We start from the raw sequence: 13,218 nt of genomic DNA on the forward strand, positions 1-13,218 counted from the left end.
ACCCGACTGGCCCACCCTGCTCACCGATGCGGTGGCCACCTCGGCCGCCGCCGTCGTCATCCCGGTCGCCGGGGAGATCGACCGCGCGCTGCGCGACCGGCTCGCCCCCACGGTCCGGGTCACCGAATTGGCAGCGGTCCGCGCCCCCTGACAACCCGCCCACCCCGGCGTTCCGCCTCGGCTTGCGCTGCCCTGGCGGGTATGTGGCCGCTGTCCCGGCGGGTATACCGCCGCCCGCAGCGGCGTTCCGCCTCGGCCCGCGTCGGTGTGCTGCCTTCGCCCGGGTCGGTATGCCGTGTCTACTCGCGGCCGGTGTACTGCCTCTGTCCAGCCGCACCGGTGTTCTCCGCATCCATCGTGAGCTACCGGGTGCGCTGGATTCGGCGGGTGCCCGCGGTGGTCGGACGCGCCTCGGTTCCATCACCGCCCGTGCCGGGGGTGACGCATTCGGCTCCGGTGTGGCGGCAGGGAACCGGCCGGTCGGCGGGTTAGTCTGGCGCTCGGAGTCGCCGTGCCGGGCGGGCGGTTCGGCTCGCGGCTTCCCGGCATGGCAGGTCACCTGCGGCAGGGGAGGAGTCGATGTCCGAGCAGTGGTTTCCGCCGGAGTCCTCGGCGGCGACCGAATACGAGTACCGGATGCCGCGCTCGGTGCGGGCCGCTCAGGTGATCGTGCTGGGATTCGCGGTGGTCGGCATGGCGTGCACCGCCGCCTCCGGATGGCTGCTCGGCACCAAGGCGGCGGTGACGACCGCGCTGCCGTTCGTACCCGGATTCCTGCTGGGGCTGGTGGGCCTCACCTTCAACTCCGAGGGCCAGTCGGTGCGCATCGCCGCGATCCTGCTGGCGGTGCTCAATATGCTGTGGACGGTTCCGTCCATCACCGACGGCCGCCCGCCCGGCCCGCTCGGCATCGTCGCCGCACTCGCCGTGATCATGCTGCTCTTCCGTCGCGAGGCCCGCGACTGGTTCGAGCCGACCTGGTGAGCCGCACTCGTAACGCTCGCGCAATGTAGCCGCGCGCTACGCAATATCGGCGCAACTCCGGCCTCCTACCGTTGGCGCATGAGTTCGGCAGACAGCACGACCGTGGGGACCGGAATCCACATCGGTGGACTGAGCAAGAGCTTCCGGGCCGGGCGCCGCACCGTACACGCCCTCGACACGGTCGACCTGCATACCGGCCGGGGCGCGTTCCTGTCCCTGCTCGGCCCCTCCGGCTGCGGCAAGTCGACCATCCTGCGCATACTCGCGGGCCTCGACGAGCCCAGCGCGGGCACCGCCCGGATCAACGGGCTCACCCCGGCCGAACTGCGCGGCCGCCACGAACTGGGGATCGCGTTCCAGGATGCGGCGCTGCTGCCCTGGCGCAGCGTGGCGGCCAATATCGAACTGCCGCTCCAGGTCGCGGGTATCACCCCGAACCCGCACCTCATCACCGACCTGATCGAACTGGTCGGCCTCCGGGGATTCGAGAAGGCCAAACCGGCGCAGCTGTCCGGCGGTATGCGGCAGCGGGTTTCGATCGCCCGCGCCCTCGTCGTGAAACCCACCGTGCTGCTGCTCGACGAACCCTTCGGCGCGCTCGACGATATGACCCGCCAGCGCCTCAATCTCGAACTGCTGCGCATCTGGACCGAGCAGCCCGCCACCACGCTGATGGTCACCCACGGCATCGGCGAGGCCGTCTTCCTCTCCGACCAGGTGGCGGTCATGAGCCCGCGCCCGGGACGCGTGGTGGAGGTCGTCGACATCGACCTGCCGCGTCCGCGCACGCCCGAGATGATGCGCAGCCCCGAATTCCACAAACTGTGTGATTACCTGTCGGAATTGCTGTTCGGCGGCAGCGGGCACGGCGGGGTGACGGAATGAACTGGAACACAGCGAAGAAGCTCGGCGGCGTCACGGGAATCGCCGCGTTGGTGGGCATCTGGTGGTTGGCCGCCGCAGCGGGCGTGGCGGGCGGCACCATTCCCAGCCCGTGGCAGGTGGCGCACACCATGTACGCCGACGGCTGGGCGCTCTACGGCCCCAATTTCCGCATCACCGCCTGGGGAGCGCTACAGGGCTTCCTGTGGGGCAACGTGCTGGCGATCATCCTGGCCGTGCTCGTCATTCTCATCCCGCCCATCGAAATGCTCGCCACCCAACTGGCCATCCTGAGCTATTGCACCCCGCTGCTGGCGCTCGGCCCGATCATCCTGGTGGTCTTCGGCGGGCGCACCCCGACCGTCTTCCTGGCCGCCATGTACTGCTTCTTCACCACCATGGTCGGCACCGTCGCCGGGCTGCGCTCCGCCGACGGCGCCAGCCTGGACCTGGTGCGCGCCTACGGCGGTGGCCGCTGGCAGCAGCTGCGCCGGGTGCGTCTGGTCGCCGCCCTGCCGAACACCTTCGCGGCCTTGCGGATCGCCGCGCCGTCGGCCGTGCTGGGGGCCATCATCGGGGAGTACCTGGGCGGGGTGGACAGCGGCATCGGCGTCGCGCTGACCGCCGCGCAGAACGCCTACAACGTGCCGCGCACCTGGGGCATGGCCATCGCCGCCGCCGCGCTGGCGGGCGTGGGATACGCGGTGGTGGCGCTGGTCGCACGCTTCGCCGTGCCGTGGACACGGGCGGAGGCGCGATGAGCACCGTGCGCGCGGACGCGCCCCGCACCCGCGCCACCCTGCGGCAGGTGGTGGGATTTCTTGCGCCCCTGGTGGTCTCGCTGGTCCTGCTGATAGCGCTGTGGTACGCCTTCCTGGCACTGTTCCCGCAGGTCGGGCTGGTGGGCAAGTCGCCGACCGAGGTGTGGACCTATCTGGTGAGCGGGCCGACCGCACCGAGCGCCCGCGACGCCATTCTCGCCGATCTGCGTATCACGCTGCGGGACGCCGGAATCGGGTTCCTCGCCGGGCTCGGCTCGGCACTGATGGTGGCGGCGCTGTTCGTCACCGTGCCCGCGGCGGCGCAGGCGTTCCTGCCGGTGGCCATGCTGCTGCGGTCGGTCCCGCTGGTGGCTCTCACACCGATCATCGTGCTGGTCTTCGGGCGCGGACTGCTGGGGGTGACCGTTCTGGCCGCCATCGTCGTCTTCTTCCCGGCGCTGGTCATGATGATGACCGGGCTGCGTTCCGCGCCGCGCCAGGCGATGGAGCTGGTCGAGGCGTACGGCGGTTCCCGCTGGACGACCCTGCGCACGGTGGCGATACCGGCGGCGCTGCCCTCGGTCTTCGCGGCGGCCCGGGTGGCGGTGCCGGGTGCGCTCATCGGTGCGCTGCTCGGCGAATGGCTGGGGAGCGGGACCGGGCTGGGCGCCAGCCTGATTCGCGCCATACCCACCTTCCAGTACAACCGGCTGTGGGCCTCCATCGTGGTGGTGACGCTGGTATCCGTCTTCGTCTACGCGGTGGTCGGCGTGCTGGAGAATCTCGTGCTGGCCCGCTTCGCTCCGGACACCGGACGCGATCGATACACGAGTTAACGCGGCGCATACATTCCGTGCCGCGACAGCAAAAAATCGGAAATCGAAGGGCCCTACATTTCGCGTATGACTCGCGTGACCCGGCCGGTTCCGGCCACCGCACTGCCCATGCTGAATCGCCGCTCGTTCCTGCGGTACAGCGCCCTCACCGGTGCCGCGCTGGGCGGCGCGGGGCTGCTCGCCGCCTGCGGTGACGACGCCGCCGGACCCGCCAACGGGACCACACCCGACGGATCGAAGTACGGCACCGTCGCCATTCAGCTGTCCTGGATCAAGAACATCGAATTCGCCGGTGAATACTTCGCCGATTCGAAAGGATATTTCCAGGAGGCGGGATTCGGCTCGGTGAATCTGGTGGCGGGTGGCGCGGCCAGCACCTCCGTGGAGGCGGGATTGGGCACCGGCAAGATCTGGCTCGGCATGTCCGCGCCGCAGACCACCGCGCCCGCCGTGCTGGAGGGTCTACCCGCCAAGATCGTCGGCGCGACGTATCAGAAGAACCCGTTCTGCATCGTGAGCGCGGCGGGCAACCCCATCGCATCACCGCAGGACATGAAGGGCCGACGGATCGGCGTGCAGGACACCAACCAGCTCATCTTCGCCGCACTGCTGACGGCCAACGGGATGCGTCCCGACGACGTGACCATCGTGCCCGCGCAGTTCGATCCGACGCCGCTGGCCAACGGCGAGGTGGACGGCTGGGTCAGCTATGTGACCAATGAGCCGATCATTCTGGCGGCCAAGGGTTTCGCCAACACCAACTTCCTGTTCGCCGACTTCGGATTGCCGCTGGTCGCCGAAACCCTCACCGTGACTCAGGAAACCATCGACAACGAGCGCGAGAAGCTGAAGGCGTTCCTCGCCGCCGAGATCAAGGGTTGGCGTGATGCCGTCGCCGACCCGGCGGAAGGAGCCCGGCTCGCCGTCGAGGTCTACGGCAAGGACCTGCAACTCGACCTGGCGGAGCAGACCGAGGAGGCCATCGCCCAGAACGACCTGGTGGTATCCGCCGACACCGCGGCCAACGGGCTGTTCACCATGACCGACGACCTGATCGAGCGGAATATCGCCGCGCTGGGCAAATCCGGGATCGATATCGAGGCGGATCGCCTGTTCGATATGTCGGTGCTGGCGGAGATATATGCGGAGCAGCCGGACCTCAAGTGAGGGAATGGCTTTCGGGTCCGCGTGCCTCGGCGGCGGTGGCGGAATGGATGGGGCCGGTGCGGACGGACAGGGGAGCGGCGGAGGTTCCGTTGCGCGCGGCGAGGAGTTCGGCGGTGATGGCGAGGGCGGCTTCGGGTGCGGTGCGGCCGCCCAGGTCCAGGCCCGCGGGAGCGTGCAGGCGGGCCAGTGTGGCGGCATCGAAGCCGCCGGCCTGGAGCGCCTCCAGGCGGCGCGCGTGGACCTGGCGGGAACCCACGGCGGCCAGGTAGCCGAGTGCGGGTAGTCGCAGTGCCACGGTGAGCAGCGGGATCTCGAACTTGGCATCGTGGGAGAGCACGACTATCGCTGTGCTGCCGTCGATCTCGCCCGCCGCGGATTGGGCGTTGAGATAGCGGTGCGGCCAGTCGACCACCACCTCGCACTGCGGGTACGCCTCGGGGCTGGCGAAGGTGGGGCGCGCGTCGCAGAGCGTCACACGGTAGCCCACGAGGCGCGCCTGCGTCGCCAGGGCGGCGGCGAAAGCGTTGGCCCCCACCAGGATCAGGCGCGGCGGCCGGGTGAAGGAGGAGACGAACACATCGGAGTCGGGCAGGGAGACCAGTTCGGTGCCGTGCTTGCGGTCGGTCACCAGATGCTGGCCGATCACATCCGGGTCCGAATGCCACACCACCGTGAACACGGTGACCTGGCGCTGTGCCGCGATATCGGCGGCCACCGTCGGAAACTCGGGAAAGTGGTTGCGCGAGAACGGCTCCGCGAAAACATCCAGGGTGCCGCCGCAGTCCATGCCGGTGGCGGGGCCGAAACGGTGCATGGCCCGGCGTCCGGTCTGCGCCGCCTCCACGGCGGCCTGGTACACCTCGGCCTCGGCGCAGCCCGCCGACACCGATCCGAACGCCCGGCCCTCCGCGTCGACCATCATGGCCGAACCGACCGGCAGCGGCGTCGACCCCACCGCACGCACCAGGGTGGCCAACCCGGCGGTGCGGCCGCTGTGCCACACGCGCAACAGATCCTCGACGATATCCCGCATCATCAGCTCCCACTCGGTGTGTGTGCGTGCCGGGGATAGTCGTGGTCCCACCCCGTCGCCACATCGCCACACGTGACGCACACCATATCGGCTCGTTCGCGTAAATAAGAGGCCGCGCCCGATTTTCCGGTCACCGCCACAGTCACGCCCGCCCAATGACCCCGACCGATCACCACCGGATGGCCCGGCCGCCCGTCGAACACCGCCCGCGCCAACCCGCTCCCGGCCCCCCGCGCGGCGGCGATCACCCGAGCCACCACCTCCGGCCCGACATCCGGCGTATCCACCGGCATGATCGCCACGAACTCGGGCAGGTCGCCACATGCGGCCGCCGCGCCTGTCGCCCCTGATGCGCCCGCCGCGCCTGATGCGCCTGCCGTTTCCGCAGAGCGCGTCGCGCCCGCTGTATCCGCCGCATCCTCGGCGTCGGCCGCTCGGCTCCCGCCTGTGACGGGCGGCCGGGAGTATGCCGCATCTGCTGCGCCTGTCGCGCCTGCTGCGCTCGCCGTACCCTCGGCATCGGCCGTCCGGCTCATCCCCGTCACGGGCGGCCGGGAGTCTGCCGCCTCGGGGCGGGAGGACGCGGTCGCGCTGTCCGACTCGTGCGTGGTCTCGGCGCGCGCCCGCGCTATATCCGGTGGGCCGGATGTGTTTCCGGCATCCGCTTGCGTGATCGCCCGGTCCTCGCGCCGGGCTCCGGCCTGTGCGCACGCGATGGCCGGGTGCCCCGCGACCGCGGCCAGGCCCGCGCGCAGCGAAGCGCTGATGCCCGTTTCCCAATCGGCTGCCCATACCGGTCGGGCGGCGGGCGGGATGAGGATGCCGTGGGTTTGCGATACCTGCCATCGCCGTTTGAGGGAGATGGCGTCGGGATCCGCGGGTCGGCGGTGCGGCGGTCCGGTCGCGCCGAGGACCACGTACACCCGCTCGCAGCCGCCCGCGTGCAGGGCATGGACCGCGCCGCGCAGCCACGCACCGTCCTCGGCCAGCACTTTCGGCATGCCGTAGCGGGTACCGGCACCGGCTGCCAGCAGGATGCCGTCGCACCGTCCGCGATTCATGCCGCCGACCGTAACGCGCGACGGGCGCGGCCGCCGCCCGACTGGCGACCGGGCGGCGCGTGGCCGATGCTGGAGGGCGATGACGGAGAACGCGATCGGCCTCGAGGAATTCGCCGCACTCGACGAGACAGCGGCCACGGAACTGTTGCTGACGGTGTGCGCGTCGCCCCGATGGGCCGCGCGGGTGGCGGAGCGCAGGCCGTTCGCCACCCTCGACGAGCTGCTGCGCGCCGCCGACGCCGCGCTGGCGGAACTGCCGGAGGACGAGATCGACCGGGCCGTCGCCGGACACCCCCGCATCGGTGACCGCCCCGACAACGCCGCCTCGGCCCGCGAACAGGCGGGCATGGCCGGGGCCGACGACCGCGTCCGCGCCGCCATCGTCGCGGGCAACCGCGCCTACGAGGACAGGTTCGGGCACGTCTACCTGGTGCGCGCCAGCGGCCGCACCCCCGCGGAACTGCTGAACATCCTCACCGAGCGCCTGGCCAACGACCCGCCGACCGAACGCCGCATCGTGCGCGAACAACTCGCCGAGATCAATCGCCTCCGCCTGCGCCACCTGATGGACACCGGCCGGCAGCACGCCGCGGCGGCGACGCTGAGCACCCATGTCCTGGACGCGGTGCGCGGCCGCCCCGCCGCCGGGGTGCGGGTGACCCTGTTCGACGCCGTCGGAGCCGCATCGGCCGCCGACACCACCGACGCCGACGGCCGGATCAAAGGACTCGGCGGCACGCTCGGCACGGGCACCTACCGGCTGCGGTTCGAGACCGGCGAATACTTCGCCGCCCAGGCGGTGGACAGCTTCTACCCGGAGGTGACCATCACCTTCACCATTGCCGAGGAACGCCACTACCACGTGCCGATCCTGCTCTCGCCCTTCGCCTATTCGACCTACCGGGGCAGCTGAGGCGGCGGGCGGCGACCGCTCGGTGGCGCATCGGCGACGCGGCTAGGCGTGGCTGTCGCAGTCGAGTCGGCGCATATCCGCCCGCACCTGCTCGGCCAGCGCCTTCACCCCCATGCTCTCGTACAGCGCCAGGGACCTGCGCAGGAATTCGCAGGCGCGGGGACGATGCCGCCGACCGGACCCGGCCGCGATCCCGCCCAGGGCCCGCCAGGCGTCGGCCTCGCCGTGCGGATCGCCGCTGCGCCGCGCCACATCCAGGGAATCCGAGTAGAAGCCCTGTGCCGCATCGAGATCCCCGAGATCGCGCTCGGTATGCCCCAGCCCGCGCAGGGCGTCCGCCACCAGCAGGGCATCGTCCAGCTCGCCGCCGATCTCGTGCGACTGCTCGAAATGCGCACGGGCGGTGGTGAAATCGCCCGCCATGCGAATCACATTGCCCAGTCCCCACAGTGTCCAGCCCCGGCTGTAGTCGTCGTCGATCTGCGCGGCGATCTCCAGGGCCGCCTCGTAGTAGTGCCGCGCCGCCGCCGGATCGCCGCCCATGCGTTCGATATGCCCGAGCCCACGCAGCGAATCGCCCTCGAATTCGAGGTTCTGCAACTGCCGCGCGATGCCGAGCGCGTCCGCGTAGGCGTGCCGCGCCCGGTCGTAATCCCCGATATGCCTGGTGACCTCGGCATAGCCCCACAGCCCCGATGCCATCCGCAGCGGGTCGTCGATGCGGGCGGCGATGGCGTGCGCCTCCTGGAAACACTTGGAGGCCGTCTCGTAGTCACAGGCCAGCCGGTGCACCGTGCCCAGCCCGTAGAGCACATCGCATTCCGCCGTGGCGTCCCCGTCGCCCCGAGCCACGTCCAGCGCCCGCACGAACAGCCAGCGCGCGTCCGACCAGTGCCCCAGCCCGGACAGATGCGAGGCCAGCAGGCGGGCCAGCTCCCCGGCCTCCGCCGTCGGACCGGCCACCCGGATGCAGCCGAGCAGCACCTCCTTCTCCGCGGTCAGCCACTCCCGGGCCCGGTCGACCGCATTGGAGGGGCCGGGGCCCGGCACATTCGGGAAACTGCCCGCCAAGTCGAAGGGGCGGGGCGCGCCCACCCGCCGGGCAATGGTCAGGCAGTACCGCACCAGTCGCCCGATGGCGGCGGCGCGCTCACTCGGCAGATCCTCCTGATCGGCCTGCTTGCGCGCGAACAGCCGGGTCACATCGTGGATCCGGTACCGCTGCCCGGAGGGGCCGTTCACGGCCGGATCCAACAGCCCGACCTCGAAGATGCGGCGTATCAACGCGTTCGCGGCCAGCGGCGGCACATCCGCCATGGGCGCCAGTGTCTCCGCGGTGATCTCCGAACCGGGGAACAGCCCGAGCAGCCGGACCGCGCGGCGCAGTTCCGGATCCCACAGTCGCTGGTAGGACAATTCGAATGCGGCGGCGAGGGATTCGCCCTCGGCGGCGAAGAAGTCCAGGATGGGCGCGGCCGGTGATTCCTCCGACGGCGTCCCGATCGGCGCGTGCTGCACCCGGTCGGTCAACTGCTGGAAGTCCCGGTCGGCGGCGGCGAGCATCTCCGGTCCGTGGTGGGCGATCTGCCCGGCGACCAGGCGGATCGCCAGGGGCAGCCGCCCGGCCGTCTCCAGAATGCGGCGCACCGCCCCCACGTCGTAGCCGGGCGGCAGATGGCTGAGCCGCACCAGCAGTTCCTCGGCCTCGGCGGTGCCCATGGCATCCAGTTGCAGCGGGGCCGCACCTGACAGCCCGGTCAGCTTGTGGCGGCTGGTGATCAGTACGAAGCTGCCGGGGGCGTGCGGCAGCAGATCGCGAACCTGCTTGCTGTCCAACGCATTGTCGAAGACGATGAGCATGCGGCGGCCGCGCATCTCGGCCCGCCAGCGTTCGGCGCGGCGGGCCGCGTCGTTCTCGATGGTTTCGGGCGGGACCCCGAGTCGCAGCAGCAGCTGTTCGAGTACGCCCGCCGGTGTGCGCGGGGTGCGGCCGTCGGAGTGTCCGCGCAGATCCTCCCAGATCCAGCCGTCCGGGTAGCGATCCCGATACTCCTCGATCAGGTAGCGGGCCAGGGCCGTCTTGCCCACTCCCGCCAGGCCGCTCACCACGTGCACCCCCGGTCCGCGCCCGCCCGCATGCTCGCGCACCCGTCGGTGCAGTTCCGCGCGCTGATCGTGGCGGCCGATGAAAGGCACTATGTCCGTTGGTAATCCGTGGTCGTCCAGGACCGGCGGCGCGGTGCAGCGCCGGGCCACCGCATCCCGGTAGACGGTGATGTCACGCCCCGGCATCTTCGCCAGATCCGCCACATCCACCAGCTGCTCCCAGCTGGTCCGGTAGACGGTGGCCAGCACCTTCAGGGTGGCCACCGTGGGCCGTGGCCGTTCGCGCCCGTTCCCGCGGCTCCTGGGCCAGGACTCGAATTCCGAGATGCGGGCGGCGGTCATCGCCGCCCGGTCGTCCCCGGTGCTCCGGTTGTACTCGCGTGCGGCGGTTTCCAGGGTGTACCCGTTGGCCAGCCGCCACGCCTTGCGCGGGCGGCAGCCGTTGCGCTGCAATTCCGCCGCGAGCGGTTCCACCACCTGGTGTTCGGCCAGGCCGGTACCGAGTAGAATGCCGCGCAGGCGCTTTCGTGTTTCCGCCCCGTAGTCGTCGGAATCACCGTTTCGTGACACGGTGTGCCTCCCCGAGCGGCCGCCGCACGAGAAGTGCGGTCGACCATTGTGAATATTTCCTTGGTACCGCTGAAATTTCACCTGGTCAAGGGCCTGTCCACCGCCAAGAATTCCGGCCGATCACTGAGATTCACTGTGCGGTTCCAGCTCGCGACCATTGAGCCATCACCGGATCCGGACCCCGAGCGGGACGGGTCGAGCGAGAAGGGATGGGTCGATGGCGATTACCGCTTCGGATTGGCTGATCACCAGCGATGTGGCACACGAGGTCGCCTTCCGGGTCGACGTGCCGGAACCGCAGCGCGGCCGGTGGGTGCTGTCGTATCTGCCGACCTCGCGGCGGCTGACCCGGGAACAGGCCATCGCCGGTGTGGTGCTGGCCGAGATGATCCTCATGGGACTGCTGCGCCCCGGCGGCGAATTCGACGGCGAGATAGCGGCGCTGCACGCCGGAATGCTGGGCCTCACCGTCACCGATGTCATGTGCCTGCTGGCCTTGCGCGTCGGCGACGGCGAACCGAAACCCCTGCGGCCCGGTTCGGCCTGCTCCGGCGGGCGCGCCGCGACGGCACCCGATCGGATCTGCCGCCACGGCGGCGCGCGCCGGGAGGTCAGCCGGTGATGCTGCTGGGTTTCGGGCCGATCCTGTTCCCGCTGCCGCGCACCAACGCGGCCTGGTTCACCGGATTGTTCGCCGCGGTGGTGGCGTTCGCGGTCCTGGTGCTGCTGGTGGTCGTCGGCAACTGCGGTGCCGCCGGTACCGGACCGCTCCCCGACACCTCGGGCAGACCGCCGGTGACGGCCGACTGCTATCCGTTCTGTCCGGCGACGACCGGCGCGGTCCCGCCGGGTTGAGGCTCGGCGCGTGTCGGCGAGACGGGCCGCGGCGGATCTCCCTGCGCGAACAGCATCCGCTCGCGAGGAGGGATCGGGCGTTGGCCGCCGCGTCCTGGGTCGGGAAAGTGGCTGCCCCCACACCCGTTCGCCGCGGTTGCCGGTGTGAACGTGCTCACATGGACCCGCGGTCGGGCGTGTCGGGTGGCGGTGGCCCGAATCACCGAAACAGTACGGGCGTTATGCAAAACCGCACGTCAGGGCTACCGGCAAGTAGGATGGGGTGCGGCAATTCGCACGCAAATTTCGCAGAGTTAGCAAACTATGATCGGAAGCTAGCTGAGATTCGCATTAGCAACAGGTAGACGGCGATTTTTTCCTGTGCCATCGTGTGGAAGTAACCACCGCAGGACTTGCAAGCCTGCAAATTGCCGCTCCAGCAGAGTTCGGACACCGCGAGAGTTCGAACTCTTCAGGGGGCACCCGAGACCGAATCAGGAAGTGGAGTCACAGATGTCGACTGTCGGCACTCCGAAGACCGCCGAAGAGATCCAGAAGGACTGGGACACCAACCCCCGCTGGAAGGGCATCACCCGCAACTACACCGCCGAGCAGGTTGTGAAGCTGCAGGGCACCGTTGTCGAGGAGCACACCCTCGCCCGTCGCGGCGCCGAGATCCTCTGGGATCTCGTCAACAACGAGGACTACATCAACTCCCTGGGCGCCCTCACCGGTAACCAGGCGGTGCAGCAGGTCCGTGCCGGCCTGAAGGCCATCTACCTGTCCGGTTGGCAGGTCGCCGGTGACGCGAACCTCTCCGGCCACACCTACCCGGACCAGTCGCTGTACCCGGCCAACTCGGTGCCGTCCGTCGTTCGCCGCATCAACAACGCGCTGCTGCGCGCCGACGAGATCGCCAAGGTCGAGGGTGACACCTCCGTCGCCAACTGGCTGGCCCCGATCGTCGCCGACGCCGAGGCCGGCTTCGGTGGCGCGCTGAACGCCTACGAGCTGCAGAAGGCCATGATCGCCGCCGGCGCCGCCGGCGTGCACTGGGAGGACCAGCTGGCCTCCGAGAAGAAGTGCGGCCACCTGGGCGGCAAGGTGCTCATCCCCACCCAGCAGCACATCCGCACCCTGACCTCCGCGCGTCTGGCCGCCGACGTCGCCGACGTGCCGTCGGTGATCATCGCCCGCACCGACGCCGAGGCCGCCACCCTCATCACCTCCGATGTGGACGAGCGCGACCGCGAGTTCCTGGACGGCACCCGCACCGCCGAGGGCTTCTTCGGCGTGAAGAACGGCATCGAGCCCTGCATCGCGCGTGCCAAGGCCTACGCCCCCTACGCGGACCTGATCTGGATGGAGACCGGCGTGCCGGACCTCGAGGTCGCCCGCAAGTTCGCCGAGGCCGTCCGCAGTGAGTTCCCGGACCAGCTGCTGGCCTACAACTGCTCGCCGTCCTTCAACTGGAAGGCGCACCTGGACGACGCGACCATCGCGAAGTTCCAGCGCGAGCTGGGCGCCATGGGCTTCAAGTTCCAGTTCATCACCCTGGCCGGCTTCCACTCGCTCAACTACGGCATGTTCGACCTGGCCCACGGCTACGCCCGCGAGGGCATGACCGCCTTCGTCGACCTGCAGGAGCGCGAGTTCAAGGCCGCCGCCGAGCGTGGCTTCACCGCCATCAAGCACCAGCGTGAGGTCGGTGCCGGCTACTTCGACACCATCGCCACCACCGTGGACCCCAACACCTCCACCGCGGCGCTGAAGGGCTCCACCGAAGAGGGCCAGTTCCACTGAGAGCTCGTCCGCCTCTCCGCGCCTTCAGCGGGCAGCAGAGAGCCGTTGGCGGTGAGCAATCCGTGCCGGCGGTCGGGTGCCGACCCGATTTCGGGCGTACCCGGTGAGTTACCCCGTCCTTACGAGATCAGTTGTCGCCTCGCGTCACTGATCTCGGGACAGCCTTCGAAGCGGTAGTCGCATCACAACCTCCGCCGCTTCGGGGATATCGAACCCGTCCGGGGGGAGGCCCCGGCCCCCCCCGGGTTTCCCCCCCCTGCCCGGGGCA

The 13,218-nt window shown here is 70.0% G+C and carries 12 protein-coding genes and 2 pseudogenes; 10 read left to right on the forward strand and 4 right to left on the reverse strand.

Annotation, left to right across the window (positions count from 1 at the left end; genetic code table 11):
* Positions 1-579: 579 nt before the first annotated feature.
* The 5 genes from QK444_RS20320 to QK444_RS20340 all read left to right on the forward strand — a co-directional run bounded on the left by QK444_RS20320 (position 580) and on the right by QK444_RS20340 (position 4,630).
* Positions 580-984: a hypothetical protein gene (locus QK444_RS20320; protein ID WP_282782620.1), complete on the forward strand. Its 405-nt coding sequence runs from the start codon at positions 580-582 to the stop codon at positions 982-984.
* Positions 985-1,062: 78 nt separating this feature from the next.
* Positions 1,063-1,869, forward strand: coding sequence for an ABC transporter ATP-binding protein (locus tag QK444_RS20325; protein WP_282782622.1), 807 nt, complete (start codon positions 1,063-1,065; stop codon positions 1,867-1,869).
* Positions 1,866-2,627 carry an ABC transporter permease subunit gene (locus QK444_RS20330; RefSeq protein WP_282782624.1) on the forward strand — a complete coding sequence of 254 codons (762 nt, stop codon included), beginning with the start codon at positions 1,866-1,868 and terminating at the stop codon, positions 2,625-2,627. The genes QK444_RS20325 and QK444_RS20330 overlap by 4 nt, the downstream gene beginning before the upstream one ends.
* Entirely contained in the window at positions 2,624-3,463 is an 840-nt protein-coding gene (locus tag QK444_RS20335) for an ABC transporter permease subunit (protein ID WP_282782626.1), read from the forward strand. The genes QK444_RS20330 and QK444_RS20335 overlap by 4 nt, the downstream gene beginning before the upstream one ends.
* A 108-nt stretch (positions 3,464-3,571) precedes the next feature.
* Positions 3,572-4,630, forward strand: coding sequence for an ABC transporter substrate-binding protein (locus QK444_RS20340; protein WP_282782640.1), 1,059 nt, complete (start codon positions 3,572-3,574; stop codon positions 4,628-4,630).
* Here the strand turns inward: QK444_RS20340 and QK444_RS20345 are convergent.
* The 3 genes and pseudogenes from QK444_RS20345 to QK444_RS36490 form a co-directional block, all read right to left on the reverse strand.
* Positions 4,623-5,663, reverse strand: coding sequence for an XdhC family protein (locus tag QK444_RS20345; protein ID WP_282782628.1), 1,041 nt, complete (start codon positions 5,661-5,663; stop codon positions 4,623-4,625). The genes QK444_RS20340 and QK444_RS20345 overlap by 8 nt on opposite strands.
* Positions 5,664-5,665: 2 nt before the next feature.
* Complete coding sequence (locus tag QK444_RS36485; protein WP_349239532.1) at positions 5,666-6,199, reverse strand: NTP transferase domain-containing protein; 534 nt, start codon at positions 6,197-6,199, stop codon at positions 5,666-5,668.
* Positions 6,200-6,379: 180 nt separating this feature from the next.
* Positions 6,380-6,724: pseudogene (locus QK444_RS36490) on the reverse strand (NTP transferase domain-containing protein); the annotation flags it as partial.
* 79 nt (positions 6,725-6,803) lie between these two features.
* Here QK444_RS36490 and uraD point away from each other — a divergent pair.
* Together uraD and uraH are read left to right on the forward strand one after the other, a co-directional pair.
* Positions 6,804-7,292 (forward strand): annotated as a pseudogene (uraD, locus tag QK444_RS20355) (2-oxo-4-hydroxy-4-carboxy-5-ureidoimidazoline decarboxylase); the annotation flags it as partial.
* Positions 7,290-7,637: a hydroxyisourate hydrolase gene (gene uraH / locus QK444_RS20360; protein WP_282782642.1), complete on the forward strand. Its 348-nt coding sequence runs from the start codon at positions 7,290-7,292 to the stop codon at positions 7,635-7,637. The pseudogene uraD and the gene uraH, both read left to right, overlap by 3 nt.
* A gap of 42 nt (positions 7,638-7,679) precedes the next feature.
* Here uraH and QK444_RS20365 read toward each other — a convergent pair whose 3' ends face one another.
* Positions 7,680-10,313, reverse strand: a complete 2,634-nt coding sequence (locus QK444_RS20365; protein WP_282782632.1) for a tetratricopeptide repeat protein — start codon at positions 10,311-10,313, stop codon at positions 7,680-7,682.
* A gap of 217 nt (positions 10,314-10,530) precedes the next feature.
* On the opposite strand from QK444_RS20365, the gene QK444_RS20370 reads away from it, so the two are divergent.
* The 3 genes from QK444_RS20370 to aceA all read left to right on the forward strand — a co-directional run bounded on the left by QK444_RS20370 (position 10,531) and on the right by aceA (position 12,950).
* Positions 10,531-10,935, forward strand: a complete 405-nt coding sequence (locus QK444_RS20370; RefSeq protein ID WP_282782634.1) for a hypothetical protein — start codon at positions 10,531-10,533, stop codon at positions 10,933-10,935.
* Positions 10,932-11,168: a hypothetical protein gene (locus QK444_RS20375; protein WP_282782636.1), complete on the forward strand. Its 237-nt coding sequence runs from the start codon at positions 10,932-10,934 to the stop codon at positions 11,166-11,168. Before QK444_RS20370 ends, QK444_RS20375 begins: the two co-directional genes overlap by 4 nt.
* A 492-nt stretch (positions 11,169-11,660) precedes the next feature.
* Positions 11,661-12,950 carry an isocitrate lyase gene (gene aceA, locus QK444_RS20380; RefSeq protein WP_282782638.1) on the forward strand — a complete coding sequence of 430 codons (1,290 nt, stop codon included), beginning with the start codon at positions 11,661-11,663 and terminating at the stop codon, positions 12,948-12,950.
* The last annotated feature ends 268 nt before the right edge of the window (positions 12,951-13,218 follow it).

The sequence above is a fragment of the Nocardia sp. CC201C genome, assembly GCF_030010695.1.
Lineage (GTDB): Bacteria > Actinomycetota > Actinomycetes > Mycobacteriales > Mycobacteriaceae > Nocardia > Nocardia otitidiscaviarum.